The organism is Pseudaeromonas sp. HNCC25DJ180 (assembly GCF_055413345.1).
In genome coordinates this window covers 124450-147002 of sequence record NZ_JBVAYF010000002.1, presented here as the reverse complement: position 1 = coordinate 147002, position 22553 = coordinate 124450, and the positions used below count along the sequence as shown (strand labels likewise).

Sequence of the window (22553 nt, the reverse complement as noted above, 5' to 3'; positions counted from 1 at the left end):
CCCTGCTTCATCAGTAAGATAGAGGCCATGGTCCTGTTCCCTGTTATACAGAGAGACACATGAATAAACTCACTTTTACACAGCTGACGGAGCTCAGCCACCAGGCACAACACGACTCGCGCCGACGGATGAATCACAATCTGCATCCAGAACTGGCGGACCCTATTCAGCGCCTGGCCATTGCCATGGAGCCGGAAACCTACGTGCGCCCACACCGACATGCCCAGACCTGGGAGTTGCTCACCGCGCTGCGGGGTCGCTTCTTGGTCCTCACGTTTGATGCGGAGGGGGTGGTACGCGATCGCTGTGTATTGGGAGAGGAGGTTTCGGTAGTCGAAACAGGTAAAGGCGTATGGCATGCCGTTCTGTCGCTCGATGCTGGCGGCGTCATCTTTGAAGTCAAGCATGGCCCCTATGCTCCCTTTCAGGCACAGGATTTGGCGCCCTGGTCACCCATGGCCGAAGAGGCTGGCCATCAGAGTCTTATGGCCTGGTACCGCACCGCAAACATTGGTGAACGCTGGCCAGCCATGTAAGCCCAGGTTCGGGCGGTGAGCTTGCACCTAGATGAGCCCTACGCTTTGGGACAATGAAAAACAGCAATCCAAGTTTACCTGCCCGAAAGCGGATAGTAACCTGCTAGGGTTGAGTCTCACTGATGGCAGGAAAGTGGCTTTATTTTCCCGCCGGCAATAGCAAGGTGCCTTTGAAGTTGATACGTTTTCCCAAGCTAGCTACCCTCACCCCCCTACTACGCTGGTTGCTCTGGAGCCTGTTCAGCATGCTCGGACTCTCAGCCCTGCTGCTGCTTATTGCCGATCAGGTGGTCAGCAGTGCCGCCCAGTACACCTATGATGATGCCTCGCTCATCCCCTATAACAAGGTGGCGGTCATTTTGGGTACCTCTAAATACCTGGTCGATGGTCGTCGCAACGAATATTTTGCCAACCGTATCAGCGCGGCGGTGGAGCTCTATGAGCAGGGCAAGGTGAGCTATTTTCTAGTCTCGGGTGACAATGCCACGCGCAGCTATAACGAACCGCGGGAGATGCGTAGGGAGCTGGTTAAGGCCGGCATACCGGTGGAGCGGATCTACAGCGACTATGCTGGCTTTCGCACCCTGGACTCCATAGTGCGAGCCAACGCCGTGTTTGGCCAGGAGAGCTTCACCATAGTCTCCCAAGGCTTTCACAACGAACGCGCCCTCTATCTGGCTCGCCACTTCGGCATTAAGGCCATAGGCTTCAACGCTAGGGATGTGCGCGCCTATAGTGGCCTAAAAACCAGAGCACGGGAGCTGATGGCTCGCGTGCTCTGTCTACTGGATGTCTACATTCTGGATAAGCAACCCAAGTTTCTGGGCGATAAAATAGCAATAGGTTAGCCTTCTGCCTTGACCACCAGTGACTGCAGTTGTACCTCTTGCCACTCCACCCGGTTACGCCCCCCCTCCTTGGCCTGATAGAGCATGCGGTCGGCCTCTTCCAGCGCAGCATTCATGTCCATCCCCTCTTCCGGGATCACTGTGACGCCGCCCTGACTGGCGGTGACTCGACCCAGTTGAGGCAAGGAGATCTGCTCTATACTGCGGCGCAACCGCTCGGCCACCGCCTTAGCGCCCTCCTGGTCGGTCTCGGGCAGCAGCAGCACAAACTCTTCCCCACCCAAACGAGCCGCCAGATCGGATGGCCGCAGCAGAGTCTGCATGGTGCGACCCACGGCACGCAACACTTCGTCGCCGCTGGCATGACCATAGGTGTCGTTGAAGCGTTTGAAGAAATCCACGTCGAGGATCAACATGGAGAGGGGTTGACGCAGGGTCATGGCACGCTCCCACTCCTCCTGCAGCGTCATCTCCAACTTGCGGCGGTTGGGCAGGCTGGTGAGGCCATCTAAGTGAGCTAACTGTTCCAACAACTTACGCTGCTGCACCATCTTCAAGGCATTGCGCACCCGGGCCCGAACTATGCCGGGGTGGAACGGCTTGATGATGTAGTCGCAGGCGCCCCACGCCAACCCCTGCTCTTCATCCTGCAAGGCGTCCTTGGCACTGATGATCATCACGGCTATGTTGCGAGTCAGCCCGTGCTCCTTCAAGGAGCGCAGCACAGCCTCACCACTGGTGCCCTTGAGCACCATATCCAGCAGGATCAGATCCGGCTGGCGGTTGACCGCCATCACCAGCGCACGGCTTGCATCATCGATCTCCACGACATCAAATTCATCGCTGAGCAGGGCCGAGAGTACCTGACGGTGAATCGCCCCATCATCGACTATCATGATGCACGGCTTGCTCTGCTCTTCCCGCCGCTCGCGCACCAGCTCCTTGCTCTCACTGGTCATCGGCATGTCTTTGAGACGCGCCAACACCTGGATCAAAGCATCACTCACCCGGCGCTGAGCAGAAAGTAACTCCTCCGGTGACCCCTGCTTACTCTTGAGCAGGCGTTCCAACTGTTCGGCCTGGGCGGAGAGAATATCGGCCCCAATATAGCCAGCCACAGATTTAAGGCTGTGGGCCATACGTTCCAGTTCATCCATCTCTCCTGATGTCAGCAGCCGGACCAACTGCTCTGCCCCTTCACGATACTCATGATAGAAACGCTGCAGGATTGAGCGGTAGAGTTGATGGCGATTGCCGACCCGCCGCAAGCCCGTCCAGGGGTCCAGTATCTCGGAAGGCTGAATGTTCGGCATCAAATCCTGCGCAGGCAAGGCGGTCGCCGAGGCATTGCCGGGCAACCAGCGCCGCAACACTGTAACCATCTCATCCGGGGTGAATGGTTTGGCCAAATGATCATTCATGCCGGCTTGCTGGCAGCGCTGCCGTTCCGTAGCCAAGGCATGAGCCGTCATGGCGATGATAGGCACACGGATACCCTGCTCCCGCAGCAGACGAGTAGCCGTAATGCCATCCATCTCCGGCATCTGGATATCCATCAGGATCAACGAGAAGGGCTGGTGTGTGGCCTTTTCGATGGCTTGCAGCCCATTCTCAGCCACCTCGACTTTCAACCCAGTCCCTTCCAGGCTCTCGAGGGCAATTTGCCGATTGATGACATTGTCTTCCACCAGCAGCACGGAGAAACGCGACCAAGCCCCCTTATTCAGGTTGTTCTCTTCGGTCTCTCCTTCCCGCTCCAGGCGGAGCTTCTGACCACTGAACACCCCTTGCAGGGTTTTCAACAAGGCATCATAGGCGACGGGCTTGACCAGCAGACCATTGAGCCCAAGGCGTACCGCCTCTTGCTGCTGACTATCCCGGCTGCCCACCGTGCTTAGCACCACCACAGGCAAGGTGGAATACTCAATTGAGAGGCGCAATTCGCGCAACCACTCCACCGCACTGCGCCCGGCCACATGATGATCCAGCAATAACATGTCCACGGGTTCATAGGAGCGCTGCTGCGTCGCCAACCAAGCGAGCATCCCGTCCTGCTCTGGCAGTGTGGCCGTAGTCACCCCCAGCGCCTGCAGCATCTCGGAGATCACGCGCCGAGCCAAGGGATCATCATGTAAGACCAATATGCGCTTACCGCGCAGAGCCACCGCTTCCGTCTGGAAGGAGCGGCGAGTCGGCATGCTAAAACGCATCGGGAAGACCAACTGAAAACCGAACAGGCTGCCTTGCCCCGCTTCGCTCTTCACCTGGATCTTGCCCCCCATCTGGGTCACCAAGTGCTGACTGATGGCCAGGCCCAACCCACTGCCACCGTACCGGCGCGCCATGGATTCATCGGCCTGGCTGAAGGCTTGAAACAATCGGGCTTGCTGACTCTCGGTCATGCCAATACCGCTATCCTGCACATCGAAACGCAGCTCAACCTCGGCGCCTTCCTGACGCACCCGCTGCACCCGCAACAGGACATGGCCCTTATCGGTAAACTTGATGGCATTGTTGATGAGATTGATGAGCACCTGCTCCAGGCGCAGAGGATCGCCAACAATGAGCACAGGTAAATCGGGAGCAATGTCGAAGATGAGCTCCAGCTTTCTCTCCTCGGCACGCCCTACCAGTATGCTGGCGACCTTTTCCAGCAGCTCATCCAATTTGAAATCTGTCTTCTCCAGCTCCAACTTGCCCGCCTCGATGCGGGAGAAGTCCAGCAGATCATTGACCACCGCCAGCAACAGCTCGGCCGAGTAGAAGATCTTTTGCAGGTAATCCTTCTGATTTCGGTTGAGCGTTGTCTTTTGCAACAATTGTCCCAGACCCAAAATGGCATTGAGCGGAGTGCGGATCTCATGACTCATACGCGCCAGAAAATCTGATTTTGCCTCATTGGCCAGGCGCGTGGTCTCGACGGCCGCCTCAAGCGCGATAGCCCACTGTTTGAAGAAACGGTAACCCACAAAGGTAAGCATGATGACCAGAGAGCCAATCACCGCATAGACCGACATGGTGGCATCGTTCATGGTCTGCAGCGCTTGAGGCCACATGACAGCCGTGGGCAACAGACCTAATCTGGGCTCCATGGCCAGTTGCGACAGCGTATAAGAGAGGAGTAAGAAGAGCAGTATCCCCAGCACCAGAGTGGAAACCGCGAGCAGCACATGACGCTTCTGCAGCGTCGGGCGCACCGTAGTAAAGTGTCGTTCTCGTAAACGGGTCACCCAGGGGGTCAACACAAAGAGAAAGGGAGGGAGAGTCAATATGCTCTGGATAAAGCCGCCCAACCACCAGCTCTGCCACGTGCTGAAAGCCGTGCTCAGTTCACCCGTGCTGTAACACCAAATCAAGGAGCCGATGGAGCCGAAGGTATGGCCAATGAAGCTGAGCACCACAAACAACACAATGGAGTCCAGATTACGCAGCGACAAGGAGATGGGCAGGGTTCGATAGGCAATAGCGATGACGGCTAAGGCTATCGGTTCGGCACAAGCATAGACCCAGGCCAACTCGTAAGGCATGTTGGAGTAGAGCGCGAAGGTCAGTGTGGCAATGTAGGCCGGGATCGCTCCCCACCAGAAACCAAACCACATCATCCACAAGGCACAAAAGGTCAGCGGCGGGTAGATGAGTAAAGAGAAACGCCACTCGCCCAGTTGGATAGGCACCAGGGACCAGGCATTAAATACCGAAATCAGCCCCAGGGCGACGCACAGCACCATGGAGCTGACCCACAGCAGCATTAGCGTCCGGCTCGATTTGCTGGACTGCAATCTGCGGATGGACAGAGCCCGGTAATAAATATCTTCGTTCATACTCTTCCTAATATCCGGTATCCGCCACAAGGCATCAATGAGCAGTAGCACATGTGATGCTGACGACTTGGCAGCGGAATACAACAACCTTCCTACTCATCAGCAGGCAACCACTCTGGGGGGGTGCCGGTTTTAACGGCCGCACGCTTCGTAGCCACAAAGGCTCTATTCCGAGCAAAAAATGTCTTACTACACTGTAATGGGCTCATACGGGGTCATTGTAATGCCAACACCTCAGTCATTCTACCGACTGCGGCCACAATATCCCAACCTGCGACAAGGGCGTTATTTCTAAAGCAATTCACGATCCAGATTGGCTGAAAATTGGATGAAAAAAGCGTGGTCACGCCAAACGACGAGCAACAACATATATTTTTCACGTCACTTTGATTAGCATCAACTTCCCCCTCCTCGCCACCTGATGGTTATAACCCTATGGTCCCGTTTTTCCCCCCCTTACGCGATCAGGCCTGGCTGCAGATCGCCGTCGGACTCTCCAGCTCCATGCCAGGGGCGTTGCAATACCAACGACTGGTGCAAGCCATCTGTGATGTGCTGCCCTGCGATGCGGTGGCCCTGTTGCAACTGCAGGAGGGAGAACTGATACCCGTGGCAGTCCAGGGGCTGGCCCCCGAGCTGATTGGTCAACACTTCCTGCCCCAGCAACACCCCAGACTGCAACAGATACTCGCCAGCCGTGAGCCGGTACGCTTTGCCGATCAGAGCCAGTTGGCGGACCCCTTTGATGGCTGGCTGCTCAATGACCCGGAGCGCAAAGCCGATGTTCACTCCTGCATGGGTTGCACCCTGTATGTGGATCACCAATTAGTGGGGGTCTTGACCCTGGATGCCCTGACACCCGGCGTGTTTGATGCGGTCGATGACATGACCATAGCCGCCTTCGCGGCTCTGGCCGCCGCCACCCTGCGCAACGTGGCCCTGATCCGCGCCCTGGAGCGCGCCAGCGAACAGCAAAAAGCCCTGGCCCGGGAACTGGTCCAGGAGGCACAACGCAAAGAAGGAGAGTTAGTCGGTCATAGCCCGCCACTGCAACATCTGCGCGAAGAGATACGCCTGGTGGGCGCCACCGATCTGGCTGTGCTCATAACAGGGGAAACCGGCACCGGCAAAGAGTTGGTCGCCCGCACCCTGCATGCTCATTCCCGCCGCACTGAGCAGGTTCTGGTGCATGTGAACTGTGCCGCGCTACCTGAGTCCATCGCCGAGAGTGAGCTCTTCGGCCATGTGAAAGGCGCCTTCACCGGCGCCATCAGCGATCGAGCTGGCAAGTTTGAGCTGGCCGATGGCGGGACCCTCTTCCTGGACGAGATAGGTGAGCTGCCCCTGACCCTCCAAGCCAAGTTGCTGCGTGCCCTGCAGCAGGGCGAAGTACAACGCGTGGGGGCGGACAAACTCCACAGGGTGAATGTGCGACTGATTGCCGCCACCAATCGGGATCTGGAGCAAGAGGTGGCCGCCGGACGCTTCCGTGCCGATCTCTACCATAGGCTCAAGGTCTATCCCATCGCAGTGCCGCCACTGCGGGAGCACAAGCAGGATCTTGAGCTGCTGTGTGGCTACTTTCTCGATCAAGCGCGCAGCAAGCTGGGGCTACGGCAGATTGGGCTGCATCCCCTGGCCCTGCTGAGGCTCAAGGAGTATGAATGGCCGGGCAATGTTCGCGAACTGGAGCACCTGCTGCTAAGAGCCAGCCTGAAGGCGGCACGGGAGAACAACCTCAGACCGCTGATCCGCGCCGAACAGTTGGATCTCTTCCCTATGCCCCTAACCGAGACAGCGCCGCACTCTCCCACGGAACGACCGGCTAGCGAGGTCGGAGGGCTCCGCGAGGCGGTGGATCGCTACCAGGCCCAACTCATTCAGCAGGCCCTGCAACTCAGTGACGGCAACTGGAGCGCCGCCGCCAGACGGTTGCAACTGGACCGAGCCAATTTGATGCGTCTGGCCAAGCGGCTCGCCATCTCTTAATTTCCAGCCCAGCTCACCTCCAATGGGCAAAATGGCGACGTTATGTAGAGTGGACTAACGGCAATTGACCAAGACGCGCCCCGTCACCTGCCCCAGAGTGATGGCCTCAGCCAGGGCACGCACCTCGCTTAAGCTGACCTCATGACAGGCTTCAAGATAAAAACTGGCAGGCAGCAGTTCCGCTAACCGTTGCCAGGCCTGCTGGCGACGGAGCGGCGGGCACATGACCGAATCAATCCCCTGCAACCGCACATTACGCAAAATAAACGGCATGACACTGGTGGGCAGGTCAGTACCGGCCGCTAGCCCACAGGCCGCTACCGCCCCCTGGTACTTGACCTGGGAGAGCACCTTGGCCAATAACTGGCTCCCGACCGTATCCACAGCCCCTGCCCAGAGCTGTCGATCCAAGGGTTTGGGCGCCCCGTCCCACTCTTCCCGCAACATGACCCGGCTCGCACCCAAGCTTTGGAGATAGTCCAGATTCTCACGACGCCCCGTGACCGCCACGACCTGATAATCGAGCTGCGCCAACAGACTCACAGCGACGGAGCCCACGCCACCACTGGCCCCCGTCACCAGAACCTCACCCTGCTCCGGGCTGACGCCAGCCTCTTCTAGCGCCATGACACAGAGCATGGCTGTGAGACCGGCTGTCCCCAACTGCATGGCCTGCTGTTCGCTCAGCAACGCAGGCAAGGGCAATAACCAGTCAGCCTTTAACCTGGCCCGTTGGGCCATACCGCCCCAGTGATGCTCCCCGACTCCCCAGCCTGTGCTGAGCACCTTGTCTCCCGGCATAAAGCGCGGATCGCTTGAGGTGATCACCTCACCCACCAGATCGATGCCAGGAACCATGGGCCACTGCCGCACTATGGGCCCCTTGCCGGTAATGGCCAGGCCATCTTTATAGTTAAGCGAGCTGTAATGCACAGCCAGCAGCACCTCGCCGTCAGGCAGGGCCGACTCGTCCAGCTCGGCAAATTCAACCTGGGTTTTTCCCTCAACTTGCTTAAGTAACAATGCCTTGAACATGCTCCCTCCGAAAATGGATAAGTTGACGCTCTGAATTGGGATCCTCGCAACGGCGGACCAGGTGTCGAAAACTTGGCGCGCCTCACCTCGCTGCACAAACCTACAGCCCCATCAATCGACCAGTCCCAGACGGTAGCTCACTCAATAGATTAAAATAAAAAGCCTATTAATCAATTGATTAAATTTGAATCACACAAACTGCGACAAGATAAATCAAAACAGGCATGAGTATTGCTTTTTATGAGTAACTGCTCTTGGATTTGCCGGAGGCACTCATGGAAAGGCTTCAATTAGTTGGTGGTTTCGGTCGTCATGGTGACCTGCCTATCAGCCGCATCAGCACCTTCAACCCTATCGCTAGCAGCGAACGGCTGGAACTGCTGGAGTGCCTGATGGCCCAGGAAAAGCTGGGCGACTTGCTGCAAACTTTTGCCACCTGGGTCGGCAATCATTTGCCGATCTGCCGCCTGGCTTATCACTACATGACTCAGCAGCATAAACTGATCGAGGGTGAACGCAAAGGCGCCAAACAGAGTTTCGCCCTGCAGGACAGCAGCATGCAATATCTGGGGCAACTGGAGTATGAGTTTGCCAACACGCTCTCCCCCAATCAGCAACGGATACTGCAGCAACTCCACCCCTTGCTGGCACTTCCCCTGCGCATGCTGCTCAAGCTAGAGCAGATGGATCAGCGCAGCCGGATGGATCACTTAACCGGCATTGGCAACCGCGCTTATTTTGATGAGTCGCTGCAACGTGCGGTCGATCAGAACCAGCGTCATGCCGATGGTTTGACCCTGATCCTGATGGATCTGGATCACTTCAAGCGGGTCAACGACACTCACGGTCACCCGGTTGGTGATCGGGTGTTACAAGCCTTCGCCGAAGTGCTCTCTCGCTGCATTCGCCGTACCGACATAGCGTTTCGTCTGGGGGGCGATGAGTTTGCCCTCTTGCTGCAACCAGCCGATGGCCCAGCAGCCGAGCGAGTGAAGGCGCGCATCGCGTTTCATCTGCAGAATCACCCCGAACTGCTGCAGTGGCAGGTGGGGTGCAGCATTGGCTACGCCATTTGGCAACCAGGCATGATCCAAAACGAGCTCTATCAAGAAGCCGATGCCGAGCTCTATCGTCAGAAGCATCTGCGCCCCTAAGAGATGGGCAGATAGATGAAAAAGTAGGGCCCGGCGAGATATCTCGCTGGGCCCTACAGCTATCGGGAGTCCAACATTATTCAGGCAACAGCCCCCACTGCAGCTGCAGTTGCAGCGCCACCGTCTCCGGCACTGCGGTAAAACCCTGACAGACAAAATAGCCCAAAGCGGCCACCAACTCTTCGCCGTAAAATAGCAGGGGCACCCGCCCCCGCAGCCAAGGGGCCACCTCATACTCCTGCCACAGCTTCTTCAACTCCCGAGAGCCTTGTCGCCCCAGGGGGCGAGCCCGCAGGCTGCCGACGGCCCCAAAGCGTAGGCTCATCGCTTCGCTAACCTGCGGCAAGCGTAACCACTGGCCACTCGTTGTGCCATTCCAGGGCTGAACTTGCCAACGGCAAAGACGCCCATCCGCCAAGGTCACCTGGCCGGCCTCCAGAGTGAGGGGCAGACTGGCGGGTAATTCGGGGAATTGATGGGGCACCAGGTAGAGCCGACCGGCATAACGGCGCAGATCCCCCCCTTGCCAATGCAGCAGCGGAGTCGCATCGGCGCGGGCCTGTACCAGTTGCGGCCAGATCTGCAGCAGTTGCTCCCGGGATGGCACCTGACCGCTCAACTCCCGCAACCAGTGACGCAGCAGGTTGTGCCGTCTTGGCAGGCTCAATGCCCCGACACTTGCCAGCGTCAAACTTCCGTCAGCCGCCTGACACTGCTGTAAATCACTGCTGGCCAGCTCCTGGCAGAGGCGCTCCTGCTCGGCGCACAGTTCGCTACTGCGCCGCGCCGTAGCCGCGTAGCTTGGCCAGCGCTCCCGCAGCAAGGGCAAGATCCGGCTACGCAGAAAATTGCGATCGAAGCGCTCATCCTGGTTACTCTCATCCTCCACCCACACCAGCCGCTCTTGTGCCGCCCAGGCCGCCAACTGAGCACGACTCACCGTCAGTAGAGGCCTAAGCAACTCCCCATCTAGCAACTTGCTGGCAAAAGGCTGCCGGGCCGGCATGGCCGCTAGCCCCCTGGGGCCAGCCCCCCGCTTGAGCGCCAAGAGCAGCGTCTCTAACTGATCATCCTCATGATGTGCTGTGACTAAAGCGCCGCCCGGCACGAGTCGTTCGGCCAGCGCCTGATAGCGAGCGATACGCGCCTGGGCCTCCAAACTCATCCCGTTCCCGAGCTGAACCTTGACTCTGACAACCTCACAAGGCACCTGCAACTGAGCGCACACCTGCTGGCAATGCAGAGCCCAGCCATCGGCCTTGGAATTGAGACCATGGTGCACATGGCAAGCTTGTAGCGAATACCCTGGCCGCGCACGGATAAGCCGTGCCAGCAGGGTGAGCAGCACCAGAGAGTCCAGCCCACCGCTGAACCCCAACAGCAGAGGGCGCGGCGTCAGTTCCTGATCCAGCCAGAGTGCCAGGTGTTGCTCGAGGGAGGGTTGCGACATGGTGACCAGATCCAGAAAGTACAATGCGGGGATGATAACAAACCCGCCCAAGGGCTTACACGCCAAGCACGAGAAACAATAAAGGCACCCGCAGGTGCCTTTATCCAGCTAGACCCAATTAGGTTAGCAATAACCGAATGACATCAGACGCTTATAACGCTCATCCAGTAACTGCTCGGTGGAGAGACGACGCAACTCGGCCAAATCGGCCAGCAGGCGCTTACGCAACAGAGCCGCCATCTCGTCATAGTTGCGATGCGCGCCACCCAGGGGCTCAGACACCACATGATTGATGAGCTTCAGCTGCTTCAGACGCGGAGCCGTGATGCCCATGGCCTCGGCGGCAACTGAGGCCTTATCGGCACTCTTCCACAAAATAGAGGCACACCCTTCCGGCGAAATGACCGAATAGGTGGAGTATTGCAACATGTTGACCCGATCACCCACCCCTATGGCCAGCGCACCACCGGAGCCACCCTCGCCAATCACGGTACAGACGACGGGAACCTTAAGGCTGGACATCACCTTCAGGTTGCGCGCTATAGCCTCGGACTGACCCCGCTCCTCGGCTCCAATGCCAGGATAGGCGCCTGGCGTGTCGATGAAGGTGATGATGGGCATCTTGAAGCGCTCAGCCATCTGCATCAAGCGCAGCGCCTTGCGATAGCCTTCCGGCCGCGGCATGCCGAAATTTCGACGGATCTTCTCTTGGGTATCACGCCCCTTCTGCTGACCAATCACCATTACAGGTTCGCCCTCGAAGCGGGCTATGCCACCTATGATCGCCTTGTCATCGGCAAAGGCGCGATCACCGGCCAGTTCATCAAAGTCGGTGAAGAGGCGGTCGATGTAATCCCGGGTATAGGGACGCATAGGGTGACGGGCCACTTGAGAGATCTGCCAGGCGCCCAGATCGGCAAACAGCTTGCGCGTCAGCTCTTCATTTTTCTTTTCCAACCGCACTATCTCTTCGGAGAGATCGACACGGTTGCCGACCCCATCCCCAACATGCTTCAGCTCTTCAATCTGAGCCAACAGCTCGGCGATGGGTTGTTCAAATTCGAGAAAATTCAGGTTCATAGTGATATCCGAAATCGCTACTCAAAAATCAGGTCGACATTCTGCTTGCCCAAGAGCATGCACAAGTCGTCCAGTAGTTGATCGGTGGGCGTAACTCGCCACTCGGTGCCTAATTGCAAAGAGGCCTGTACGCCAGGTGTGCGGTAGCATACCTGAACCGGACAGATACCGGCACGATGAGGTTGCATTATTTCGCCCAAACGGGGGAAAAATCGCTCATCAATCTGGTTTTGTGCCACGTTGAGACGCAAGCCGCGCGCATAACGCGCCCGGGCGTCCGATATATCCATTAACTCACGGGCCGACATTTTAAGCCCACCGGAGAAGTCGTCAAAGCCGACCTGTCCACTCACGACCAGTATCTTGTCTTGGACAAGTAAATGCTCATAACGTTCAAGGGCTTCACTAAAGAGTGTGATGTCCAGCCGCCCGGAACGATCATCTATGGTCAGCAAACCCATGCGAGTACCACGCTTGGTCACCAGCACACGGGTGGCAATGACCAAGCCCGCCGCCGTGGTGATCTTGTCCCGCTCTGTCGGGTGCAACTCGCTCAAACGACCGGAGACATAGTGCCTAAGTTCAGGCAAGTACTGGTTGATGGGGTGGCCCGTCAGGTACAACCCCAGGGTCTCTCGCTCCCCCTCCAGCCACACCTTGTCCGGCCACTGGGGCACCTGGGCAAAGCAGGGACTGGGCAGCACCGCATCCTCATCGGTACCGAAGATATCGCCAAACAGATCGTCCTGGCCGCGCGCCGCATCCTTGGCCTTCTGCTCGGCGGCTTTCATCGCCTCCTCCAGGCTGGCCATGGTTGCCGCCCGGTGCGGCCCCAGCCGATCCAGCGCCCCCGCCAGGATCAGCTTCTCCATCACCCGCTTATTGAGGCGTTTGATGTCCACCCGGTTACAGAAATCAAACAGATCCCGGAAAGAGCCACCGGCTTGGCGCGCCTCGATGATGGCTTCTATTGGGCCTTCACCCACCCCTTTGACCGCCCCTATGCCATAGACGATATGACCCTGAGCGTTGACGGTGAAGCGATACTGCCCCGAGTTGACATCCGGCGGTATTATGGTCAGCCCCATACGCTGACACTCGTCCACTAACGTCACTATCTTGTCGGTGTTATCCATATCGGCGGTCATGACGGCCGCCATGAACTCCGCCGGAAAGTGCGTTTTCAACCAGAGCGTCTGATAGGAGACCAGGGCATAAGCAGCCGAGTGGGACTTGTTGAAACCGTAACCGGCGAACTTCTCCACCAAGTCAAAGATCTTCATGGCTAACTCGCCATCGATGCCATTGTCCACGGCGCCCGCCTCAAAACCGGCTCGCTGCTTGGCCATCTCCTCCGGCTTCTTCTTACCCATGGCCCGGCGCAACATGTCCGCCCCACCCAGCGTGTAGCCCGCCAGCGTCTGGGCGATCTGCATGACCTGCTCTTGGTAGAGGATGATGCCGTAGGTGGGCTCGAGTATGGGTTTGAGCGACTCATGCTGCCACTGAACATCCGGGTAGGAGATGGCTTCACGACCATGCTTACGGTCGATGAAGTTATCCACCATCCCGGATTGCAGCGGCCCCGGACGAAACAGGGCCACCAGGGCTATCATATCTTCAAAGCAGTCGGGCTTGAGGCGCTTGATGAGATCCTTCATGCCGCGGGATTCCAACTGGAATACCGCCGTCGTCTCATAGGCCAACAGGGTCTTGAAAGAAGCCCTATCATCCAGCGGAATGGCCTCGATGCGTACCGGCTCCTTGCCCTCCTGAGCCATGCGCGGATTGATCATATCCAGGGCCCACTGGATTATGGTCAGAGTGCGCAGCCCCAGGAAGTCGAACTTGACCAGCCCCGCGTACTCCACATCGTTCTTGTCGAACTGAGTGACAGGGTTGGCCCCTTCGGCATCGCAGTAGAGGGGAGCAAAGTCGGTGATCCGGGTCGGCGCTATCACCACACCCCCCGCATGTTTACCGGCGTTGCGGGTCACCCCTTCTAGCTTGCGCGCCATGTCGATGAGCGCCTTGACCTCCTCATCCTGCTCATAGATCTCGGGCAGCTTGGGCTCGGCCTCAAACGCCTTGGCCAGCGTCATACCCGGATCGGGCGGTATCAACTTGGAGAGGCGATCGCAAAAGCCATAGGCATGGCCCAGCACTCGACCCACATCGCGGATGGCCGCCTTGGCAGCCATGGTGCCGAAGGTGATGATCTGGGAGACGGCCTCCCGACCATACATCTCGGCCACATGGTCGATCACCTCATCCCGGCGATCCATGCAGAAATCCACGTCGAAGTCAGGCATGGAGACCCGCTCCGGGTTCAGGAAACGTTCGAACAGCAGATCAAATTCCAGCGGATCCAGATCGGTGATCTTCAAGGCATAGGCGACCAGTGAACCGGCCCCCGAGCCCCGACCCGGCCCCACCGGAATATTGTGATCCTTGGACCACTGGATAAACTCCATCACGATCAGGAAGTAACCCGGGAAGCCCATCTGGTTGATCACCTTGAGCTCGATATCCAGACGCTCATCATACTCGAGGCGCTTCTCGGCTCGCACGTGTGGCTCGGGAAACAGAAACTCCAGCCGCTCCTCCAACCCCCGTTTCGAGCACATGACCAGATAATCTTCTGTGCTCATCTCACCGGTGGGAAACTGCGGCAAGAAGTACTCGCCAAGTCGTACCGTGACATTGCAGCGCTTGGCGATCTGCACCGTATTGGCCAACGCCTCAGGCAGGTCGGCAAACAGCTCGACCATCTGTTCCTGGCTCTTCAGATACTGCTGGGGGCTATAGCGCTTGGGGCGGCGGGTATCATCGAGGGTGTAACCATCGTGAATGGCTACCCGGATCTCATGGGCGTCGAAATCTTCTTCATTGCGAAAGACCACCTCGTTGGTGGCCACCACGGGCAAGGCCAACTCTACGGCCAGCGGCACCGCCATGCGAATATAGCTCTCCTCATCGGGGCGGCTGGTACGCATCAGCTCAACATAGTAACGATCAGGAAAGTGCTGACGGTAGAACTCGGCACAGCGGGCCACCATGGCCTGGTTGCCCTTGAGCAGAAACTTGCCCACGTCCCCTTCGCGCCCACCGGAGAGTAGGATCACCCCATGGTGGTGCTCGATGAGCCACTGCTTATCGACCACAGGTTGCCCCTGCACATGGCCGCGCAGATAAGCCTTGGAGATGAGCTGCACCAGATTCTGCTGCCCCTCGTTATCCATGGCCAGGCCCGTCAGACGAAACAGCTCTTCGCCCAGCTCCTCACTCTGCAGCCAGAGATCGACCCCGACCAAGGGTTTCATCCCCTTACCATGGGCATCACCATAGAAACGCACCAGACCACACTGGTTCATCTGATCGGTGAGCGCCATGGCTGGCATGCCATACTCGGCCGCACGGCCGACCAGGGGTTTAATCTTCTGCAAGCCATCGACCATGGAGAAGTCGGAATGGACGCGCAGGTGTATGAAACGAGGTTCTGCCATCTTCGTCTATCCCTCACTTAGGGGGCGGTTAAGGGAGTATTACCACAGGCGATTGCACCAGATCGCTAATCTAAATCGCTAAACCCGGTCGATTAAATCAGGCCCAAGGCCTGGCGGACCGGACGAAAGCTGCGTCTATGCTGAGGGATAGCGCCAAATTGTTGCAGGCGGGCCAGGTGCTCGGCGGTCGGATAGCCCTTGTGCTGGGCAAAGCCATAATCAGGGTAGAGCCGGTCCAGTTCGGCCATCTCGCTATCCCGGGTCACCTTGGCCAGGATGGAGGCGGCGCTGATCTCGGCCACCTTGCTATCCCCCTTGACTACGGCCAGGGCGGGAATGCCAAAATCCGGCGTCCGGTTACCATCGACCAGCACATAACCTGGCTGTAGCGGCAAGGCCGCGACGGCCCGCTGCATGGCCAACATAGTGGCCCACAGGATGTTCAAGCTGTCGATCTCGCTCGGTGAACAGCGACCAATAGCATAGGCTGCGGCCTTGTCGATGATCTCATCATACAGGGCCAGACGCCGTTTCTCGGAAAGCTTCTTGGAGTCGTTGAGACCCAGGATGGGGCGGGTGGGATCCAGGATCACGGCGGCGGTGACCACATCACCGACCAGGGGGCCACGGCCCACCTCATCGACACCCGCCACGCGCACCAGGCTCACATCACAAGGGTAGAGAAAATCACTCATGCAAGATCCAGCAGTTGCAACACGGCAGAGGCCGCCTGTTTATCGGCATCACAGCGGATAAGCTGGTGCAAACGGGTAAATTCGGCCAGCAGCGGCTGGTTATCCTGCCCCAGCAGACGACTCACCTCGCGGCAGATGGCCACCGGGGTGCACTCCTCCTGGATCAGCTCTGGCACCAGCATCTTAGCCGCCAGTAGATTAGGCAGCGCAAAGGTGCGGATCTTGACCAGTCGCTCGGCCAGCCAATAAGTCAGGGCATTCACCTTGTAGCCGACCACCATGGGACGCTTGACCAGCATGGCTTCCAGGGTCGCGGTCCCTGAGGCCAGCAGTATGGCATCCCCTGCAGCCATCACATCCCGCGCCTGACCATCAAATAAATGTATGGGTAGTTCAGGGGCTACGGCTTGCAAAATAGTCACAAACTGCGCTCGCCGTCTGGCATTGACCAGCGGCACCACAAACTCCAGTTCTGGATGCTCACGGCGCAGCAATTGGCAGGCTTGCAGGAACAAGGGCGCCAGCATGGCCACCTCGGCCTGCCGACTTCCGGGCAGCAGAGCCAGGTAGGGCTTGAGTGGATCGAGACCTAAGCGCAGGCAGGCCTCGGCCTTGTCGTTCACCAGAGGCACGGCATCCGCCAGGGTATGGCCAACGAAGCGGCAGGGCGCCTGGTGAGCATCATAAAAAGCTTTTTCGAAGGGCAAGAAGGCGAGCACCAGATCAGTGGCCGCCTTGATCTTGTGAATACGGGAGTGACGCCAGGCCCAGACCGAAGGGCTGACATAGTGGACTGTCTTGATACCCTGGCGCTTGAGTTTCAGCTCGACACCAATATTGAAATCCGGAGCATCGACGCCGATGAAGAGATCTGGCGGATTGAGAGTCAGAGCACGGATCAGCTCCCGTCGAACCTGCAACAGGCGAGGCAGACGCCCTAGCACCTCGACCAAGCCCATGACAGAGAGCTCTTCCATCTCGAAGAGTGTCTCGACGCCAATCTCCTGCATGCGCGGTCCGGCAATACCGATAAACTGGGCATCAGGATGGCGAACGCGGAGCTCGCGCATCAGACCTGCAGCAAGAATATCGCCGGAGACTTCTCCGGCGACAATGGCAATACGCAAGGGACGCATCATGTCAGACATGGGCATCAGCGGACAATGCCGCGCTCATTCTGCTTGAGGAAGTCGACTAGTGGTATCACGGCGGGCTCATCGGCCGCCATGACTTCTAACTCAGGCAGCGCCTCTTCGACGGTCAAGCCTTGACGATAGATCACCTTGTAGGCGCGCTTGATGGCGGAGATAGCCTCTGGGGTAAAACCACGGCGCTTCAACCCTTCACTGTTAACACCAAAGGGTTTGGCATAATGACCCGCCGCCATCACATAGGGCGGCACATCCTTGTTCAGGGCGGCCATACCCGCCACAAAAGCATGGGAGCCGACGCGACCAAATTGATGAATCGCCGCCAAGCCACCAAAGATGACCCAATCACCAATATGCACATGCCCGGCCAGCGTGGCATTGTTAGCAAAAATGGTGTCATCACCAATGACGCAGTCGTGGGCCACATGAACATTAACCATGAACAGGTTACGGCTGCCCACCTTGGTCAGACACTGATCCTGGATGGTGCCGCGATGGAAGGTGCAGTGTTCACGAATGACGTTGTGGTCGCCGATCTCCAGGAAGGTACGCTCACCCTTATATTTTTTGTCCTGGCAATCTTCGCCAATGGAGCAAAATTGGAAAATCTTGTTGCCCTGGCCAATCTTGGTCGGCCCCTTCAGCACCACATGCGAGCCGATCCAGCTCCCCTCGCCAATTTCAACCTCGGCACCCACGACCGACCAAGGACCGATCTCGACCCCGGCGCCGATGACGGCGCTGTCGTGAATGATGGCAGTTTCATGAATCAGAGCACTTGGATGGATCATGTCTTAGCTCTCGCGTTTGGCACACATCAGCTCGGCGGTACAAACCACCTCACCATCCACAGTCGCAACACCGGTAAACTTGGCGATACCGCGACGCTCTTTCAGAAACTCCACATCCAGCACCAGTTGATCTCCTGGTACCACGGGGCGTTTGAAACGGGCATTATCGATGGAAGCAAAATAATACAACTCGTTTGGCTTGGGCTTACCTACCATGCGGAAGGCCAGAATCCCGGTAGCCTGAGCCATGGCCTCCAGGATCAAAACACCAGGCAATACCGGCTTCTGCGGAAAATGTCCCTGAAAAAAGGGCTCATTAAACGACACATTTTTTATGGCTCGAAGCACCTTACGACCCTCGCCGATCTCGTAGTTAACCACGCGGTCAACCAACAAGAAGGGGTATCTGTGGGGCAGCAGTTCCAGAATTTCCTGGATGTCGAGTTGGTTAAGTTCGTTGCTCAAACCTGTATCCTTATCACTTATTGTTCTTGGTCTTCGACCCGTTTTTCCAGCTGGTTCAGCCGTTTATGCATGTCATCGATATGCATGACCCGCGCCGCCATCTTGCGCCACTCCTTATTGGACTGGGCTGGAACGCCAGAGGAGTAGACCCCTGGCTCTGAGATCGACCGCATCACCATGGACATCCCCGTGATGGTGACCTGATCGCACACCTGAATATGACCGTTGATGACGGCAGCGCCGCCAATGATACAGTATTTGCCGATTTTGGTGCTACCCGCGATCACTGTCCCGCCCGCAATCGCCGTTCCATAGCCAATTTCCACGTTATGAGCAATCTGGCACTGGTTATCTATGATGACATTATCAGCGATCCGAGTGTCATCGATCGCGCCTCTATCTATGGTAGTTGAAGCACCAATTTCGACACGATTGCCGATCCGCACACCGCCGACCTGGGGGATCTTAATCCACTCACCACGCTCATTGGCATAGCCAAAACCATCCGCACCGATGACACTTCCGGCTTGCACCAGGCAAGCCTCACCAAGGCGTACGTTGTGATAAAGAGTAACATTGGCCCACAGACGTGAGCCTTTGCCTAATTGGCTGTTTTTACCGATGAAACAGCCGGGCCCCACTATGACCCCCTCGCCGAGTACCACGCCCGACTCAATCACCGCATTAGCGCCGATAGCCACGCCAGGAGCCAACTGCACATCCTCGGCTATCACCGCCTTGGGGTGAATAGTCGTTGCCGGTTGCGGTGTGCTATCCAGCAACTGAGCCACATGGGCAAAACCCACATAGGGGTCTTTGACCACCAGGGCATTCGTTGCGCAGATAGCTAAATCCGCCGCCTTCACCAGGACAGCACTCGCCTGACTCTTGGCAAGAAACGCATGGTACTTGCTATCAGAGAGAAAACTAATCTCACCGACCTGCGCCGTTTCCAGGTTGGCAATACGGGATACCTCAACCGAGGCATCCCCATGCAGCTCGGCACCCAGAAGATCGGCTAGTTGTCCGAGGGTCACGCTCATCGCTTACTTGCTCTTGCTAACTTGTTGGATAACTTGAGAAGTGATGTCCAGCTTCTCGGCTCCAAAGACTACCGCCTGGCCATTCAGCACCATGTCATAGCCCTGCGCCTTGGCGATGCTATCAATGGCAACTTGAACCTTATCAAACACCTTCTTCTGCTCTTCGCTGAAGCGACGACGTTGATCTTCTTGCAGTGCCTGTCCCTTCAAGTTGAAGTCTGATTGCAGTTCAGCCAGCTTGCGCTGCAGCTTGGTGCGCTCATCGGCACTCATGAAGGACTCATCCTTCTTCAACTTGGCGGCCAAGGTTTCACCTTCGCTTTGCAGGCGCTGCATTTCACGCATACGAGAGTCAAACTCCGCCTTCAACTTGCTGTCAATAGCCTTAGCCTGGGGGATCTCTTGCATGATACGCGGGACACTGATCACGGCAATCTTGCTTTCAGCCGCAGCCTGAGCAGAAAAACCGGTAGCCATCATAGCCAGGGCCAAAGTGGCCACATGTAATACTTTATTCAATTTACACTCCTTGATATTTCTCACCTTAGAAGGTGCGACCAATGTTGAAGTTAAACACTTCCGTTCTGTCACCCGGTTGCTCTTTTAGCGGTTTAGCAAATGAGAAGACCAGAGGTCCCAACGGCGAAATCCACTGCAAGGATACCCCTAATGATGAGCGCCAGTTAGTGGGATCTGAGTAGTCATAGAGATTGTCACAGCCGGCAACGCAGACACCGTAAGCGTTCGGGTCAAAGGTGGTATCCCATACCGTACCTATATCGAAGAATACTGAGGTACGCAGCTGCTTGCGGTAGGACTCGCTGGCAAAAGGCGTAGGGACGATAAACTCAAAGCTGGCCACACTCATGGCATTACCCCCGATCGATTGATCGGTGCCTATGATGCTGTTTTCGCCCTGATTATTATAAAGATAGAGCGCCTTGGGACCCACAGTATTGCTCTTAAAACCACGCAGCCACTCGCTGCCCCCGGCGTAGTAGTTCTCGAAGAAGGGCAGTATCTGGTCATAGCCATTCACCTGGCCATAGCCATTGCCATAAGCCAGCTTGAAACGGCCAGAGATGACCCAGTCATGTTCACGATCCAACGGATAATAGTGGGCATCATCAATGCTCAGCTTATAGAACTGCAGATCCGAGCCAGGTATGGTGACCTTGGCCGATGCCTGCTGCTTATTGCCCTGGGTCGGAAATACCCCCTTGTTCAGATCGTTACGGATCCAGCTGGTGGTGATGTCAAAGTCGTTGAAGACCACACGCCCTTGCCCATCCTGTTGTTCGGAGTAGATATCCCAGAACTTGCGGATCTGGGCATAAGCCTGGAGCTGTGACAGCTTGTTGTTCTCATAGCCGAGGCTATATTCCAAGCGGTTGATCTCATTGATGGGGTAGCCCAGGGTCAGACGTGTACCTATGGTCTGATTGGTATAGTCGACCAGGTTGGCATCGCCGGCCTTAAACTCAGTGTAGTAGACTCGACCACCCAAACTGACGCCATCTATGGTGAAGTAGGGATCGGTATAGCTGACATCGAAGGTCTTGCTATAGTCGTTCATGTTAAAATTGAAGGCCGCCTTCTTACCCGTGCCCAGGAAGTTATCCTGCTGCAAGGCAAACTGGAAGCTGACCCCGGATTCAGTACCGTAACCCACGCCGCCCGTAATGGATCCTGCGGGCTGTTCCTTGACCGTCACATCCAGATCCACCTTGTCATCGCTGCCTGGCAGACGGCGCGGCTGGATCTCGACAGTTTCGAAGAAGCCCAGTCGATTCAAGCGATTCTTGGAGTTTTCAATATTCTCATTGGAGAGCCAAGCGCCCTCCATCTGCCGCATCTCCCGCCGCACCACACCATCCTTGGTCACCTGGTTACCCTGTACGCTGATGTTGCGCACGTAGATACGCGGGCCCGGCATCACATTGATGTTGAGGGACACCACCTTCTTGGCATCATCTATGGTTGGATAGGTAGTGACTTGCGGATAAGCATAACCAAATTTGCCCAGAAATTTGGCCAGGCTCTCTTCGGTATGAGCCACATTGGCTGCCGAATAGAGCTCGCCAGCCGTCAGCGGGATAAGCTTTCGCATTTCACTGCCACGGCCAATCAGATCCCCCTTCAGGTCTATGGTGGAGATCTTGTACTGCTCGCCCTCATTGACATTGATGGTGATGTAGATGCCTTTCTTGTCGGGGGTCATTTCCACCTGAGTCGAGGTCACCTTGAAGCGCACATAACCACGATCCATATAATAAGAGCGCAGCGCTTCCAGATCCCCAGCCAGCTTCTGTTTCTGGTACTTCTGGTCGCCGATGAAGTTCCACCAAGGCACTTCATCACGCAGCGAAATCTGTGCCAGTAAACGCTCTTCATCAAAGACTTTGTTGCCCACTATGTTGATTTGCTGGATCTTAGCGGAGACCCCCTCAACAAAATTGAACTTCAAATCGACCCGGTTACGAGGCAAGGGCGTCACAATAGCCTGCACTTGAGCGGAATACTTACCCACGCCGTAGTAGAAATCCTCCAGCCCTTTTTCCAGGCTGCGCAGCATGGTGCGATCCAAAGGCTCACCAACGCGAACCCCAGCAGCTTCAACAGACTCCTTGAGTTGTTCTTCCTTGATGTCCTTGTTGCCCACATACTCGATGTTGCTGATGGTAGGACGCTCTTTGACCTCCACCACCAACACATCGCCCTCGCGTCTGAGCTGGATATTCTCAAAGTTGCCGGAAGCATAGAGCTTCTTGATAGCATTAGCCGAAGCCTGGCTATCCAGACTGTCACCAACCCGAACAGGCAAATTCAAGAGCGCAGCGCCCAGCGTCACCCGCTGCAGCCCTTCCACGCGAATATCTTTCACTACGAAAGAGGGAGTCTCCCCTGCCGCCTGAGCCAATATACTAACGCTCAGCAGACAAGAGGCAACCAGTGCTTTTCTTACGGCCATGTTGTTCTCGTAGTCCTA

Annotated in this window: 16 protein-coding genes; 4 read left to right on the top strand and 12 right to left on the bottom strand. The window is 56.9% G+C overall.

Annotated elements, in window-relative coordinates; all coding sequences use genetic code 11:
* Nucleotides 1-59: 59 nt before the first annotated feature.
* Complete coding sequence (locus tag ACZYTD_RS02525) at nucleotides 60-536, top strand: WbuC family cupin fold metalloprotein (protein ID WP_463888795.1); 477 nt, start codon at nucleotides 60-62, stop codon at nucleotides 534-536.
* Between the two features lie 170 nt (nucleotides 537-706).
* Complete coding sequence (locus ACZYTD_RS02520; RefSeq protein WP_463888792.1) at nucleotides 707-1384, top strand: SanA/YdcF family protein; 678 nt, start codon at nucleotides 707-709, stop codon at nucleotides 1382-1384.
* Here the strand turns inward: ACZYTD_RS02520 and ACZYTD_RS02515 are convergent.
* Entirely contained in the window at nucleotides 1381-5205 is a 3825-nt protein-coding gene (locus ACZYTD_RS02515) for a response regulator (RefSeq protein ID WP_463888790.1), read from the bottom strand. The two genes, ACZYTD_RS02520 and ACZYTD_RS02515, sit on opposite strands and share 4 nt — an antisense overlap.
* A 435-nt stretch (nucleotides 5206-5640) precedes the next feature.
* Here ACZYTD_RS02515 and norR point away from each other — a divergent pair, with 435 nt between their 5' ends.
* A complete protein-coding gene (gene norR / locus ACZYTD_RS02510; RefSeq protein ID WP_463888788.1) occupies nucleotides 5641-7194 on the top strand; it encodes a nitric oxide reductase transcriptional regulator NorR in 1554 nt (517 codons plus the stop codon).
* Nucleotides 7195-7248: 54 nt separating this feature from the next.
* Here the strand turns inward: norR and acuI are convergent, their stop codons facing one another.
* Nucleotides 7249-8229 carry an acrylyl-CoA reductase (NADPH) gene (gene acuI, locus ACZYTD_RS02505; RefSeq protein WP_463888785.1) on the bottom strand — a complete coding sequence of 327 codons (981 nt, stop codon included), beginning with the start codon at nucleotides 8227-8229 and terminating at the stop codon, nucleotides 7249-7251.
* Between the two features lie 275 nt (nucleotides 8230-8504).
* Here acuI and ACZYTD_RS02500 point away from each other — a divergent pair, with 275 nt between their 5' ends.
* Nucleotides 8505-9383 carry a GGDEF domain-containing protein gene (locus ACZYTD_RS02500; RefSeq protein ID WP_463888783.1) on the top strand — a complete coding sequence of 293 codons (879 nt, stop codon included), beginning with the start codon at nucleotides 8505-8507 and terminating at the stop codon, nucleotides 9381-9383.
* Nucleotides 9384-9459: 76 nt separating this feature from the next.
* On the opposite strand, the gene tilS is transcribed toward ACZYTD_RS02500, so the two are convergent.
* From tilS to bamA, 10 genes are all read right to left on the bottom strand, one after another.
* Complete coding sequence (tilS, locus tag ACZYTD_RS02495; RefSeq protein WP_463888781.1) at nucleotides 9460-10833, bottom strand: tRNA lysidine(34) synthetase TilS; 1374 nt, start codon at nucleotides 10831-10833, stop codon at nucleotides 9460-9462.
* 123 nt (nucleotides 10834-10956) lie between these two features.
* Nucleotides 10957-11913, bottom strand: a complete 957-nt coding sequence (gene accA, locus ACZYTD_RS02490) for an acetyl-CoA carboxylase carboxyl transferase subunit alpha (protein WP_463888779.1) — start codon at nucleotides 11911-11913, stop codon at nucleotides 10957-10959.
* A gap of 17 nt (nucleotides 11914-11930) precedes the next feature.
* Nucleotides 11931-15419, bottom strand: a complete 3489-nt coding sequence (gene dnaE / locus ACZYTD_RS02485) for a DNA polymerase III subunit alpha (protein ID WP_463888776.1) — start codon at nucleotides 15417-15419, stop codon at nucleotides 11931-11933.
* 92 nt (nucleotides 15420-15511) lie between these two features.
* Nucleotides 15512-16114, bottom strand: coding sequence for a ribonuclease HII (rnhB, locus tag ACZYTD_RS02480; protein WP_463888773.1), 603 nt, complete (start codon nucleotides 16112-16114; stop codon nucleotides 15512-15514).
* Nucleotides 16111-17253 carry a lipid-A-disaccharide synthase gene (gene lpxB / locus ACZYTD_RS02475; RefSeq protein WP_463889061.1) on the bottom strand — a complete coding sequence of 381 codons (1143 nt, stop codon included), beginning with the start codon at nucleotides 17251-17253 and terminating at the stop codon, nucleotides 16111-16113. Before lpxB ends, rnhB begins: the two co-directional genes overlap by 4 nt.
* A 14-nt stretch (nucleotides 17254-17267) precedes the next feature.
* Nucleotides 17268-18056 (bottom strand): acyl-ACP--UDP-N-acetylglucosamine O-acyltransferase, encoded by a 789-nt coding sequence (lpxA, locus tag ACZYTD_RS02470; protein WP_463888771.1) that lies wholly within the window; start codon nucleotides 18054-18056, stop codon nucleotides 17268-17270.
* A gap of 3 nt (nucleotides 18057-18059) precedes the next feature.
* Nucleotides 18060-18521: a 3-hydroxyacyl-ACP dehydratase FabZ gene (gene fabZ, locus ACZYTD_RS02465; protein WP_463888769.1), complete on the bottom strand. Its 462-nt coding sequence runs from the start codon at nucleotides 18519-18521 to the stop codon at nucleotides 18060-18062.
* A 17-nt stretch (nucleotides 18522-18538) separates the two neighbouring features.
* Complete coding sequence (gene lpxD, locus ACZYTD_RS02460; RefSeq protein WP_463888766.1) at nucleotides 18539-19564, bottom strand: UDP-3-O-(3-hydroxymyristoyl)glucosamine N-acyltransferase; 1026 nt, start codon at nucleotides 19562-19564, stop codon at nucleotides 18539-18541.
* 3 nt (nucleotides 19565-19567) lie between these two features.
* On the bottom strand, nucleotides 19568-20083 hold the full coding sequence (locus tag ACZYTD_RS02455) for an OmpH/Skp family outer membrane protein (protein ID WP_463888763.1): 516 nt from the start codon (nucleotides 20081-20083) through the stop codon (nucleotides 19568-19570).
* A gap of 25 nt (nucleotides 20084-20108) precedes the next feature.
* Entirely contained in the window at nucleotides 20109-22535 is a 2427-nt protein-coding gene (bamA, locus tag ACZYTD_RS02450) for an outer membrane protein assembly factor BamA (protein WP_463888760.1), read from the bottom strand.
* Nucleotides 22536-22553: the final 18 nt, after the last annotated feature.

Coding starts and splice junctions, on each gene's coding strand:
- ACZYTD_RS02525 (WP_463888795.1), top strand. CDS start 60: ATGAATAAACTCACTTTTACACAGCTGACGGAGCTCAGCCACCAGGCA.
- ACZYTD_RS02515 (WP_463888790.1), bottom strand. CDS start 5,205: ATGAACGAAGATATTTATTACCGGGCTCTGTCCATCCGCAGATTGCAG.
- norR (WP_463888788.1), top strand. CDS start 5,641: ATGGTCCCGTTTTTCCCCCCCTTACGCGATCAGGCCTGGCTGCAGATC.
- acuI (WP_463888785.1), bottom strand. CDS start 8,229: ATGTTCAAGGCATTGTTACTTAAGCAAGTTGAGGGAAAAACCCAGGTT.
- ACZYTD_RS02500 (WP_463888783.1), top strand. CDS start 8,505: ATGGAAAGGCTTCAATTAGTTGGTGGTTTCGGTCGTCATGGTGACCTG.
- tilS (WP_463888781.1), bottom strand. CDS start 10,833: ATGTCGCAACCCTCCCTCGAGCAACACCTGGCACTCTGGCTGGATCAG.
- accA (WP_463888779.1), bottom strand. CDS start 11,913: ATGAACCTGAATTTTCTCGAATTTGAACAACCCATCGCCGAGCTGTTG.
- dnaE (WP_463888776.1), bottom strand. CDS start 15,419: ATGGCAGAACCTCGTTTCATACACCTGCGCGTCCATTCCGACTTCTCC.
- rnhB (WP_463888773.1), bottom strand. CDS start 16,114: ATGAGTGATTTTCTCTACCCTTGTGATGTGAGCCTGGTGCGCGTGGCG.
- lpxB (WP_463889061.1), bottom strand. CDS start 17,253: ATGATGCGTCCCTTGCGTATTGCCATTGTCGCCGGAGAAGTCTCCGGC.
- lpxA (WP_463888771.1), bottom strand. CDS start 18,056: ATGATCCATCCAAGTGCTCTGATTCATGAAACTGCCATCATTCACGAC.
- lpxD (WP_463888766.1), bottom strand. CDS start 19,564: ATGAGCGTGACCCTCGGACAACTAGCCGATCTTCTGGGTGCCGAGCTG.
- bamA (WP_463888760.1), bottom strand. CDS start 22,535: ATGGCCGTAAGAAAAGCACTGGTTGCCTCTTGTCTGCTGAGCGTTAGT.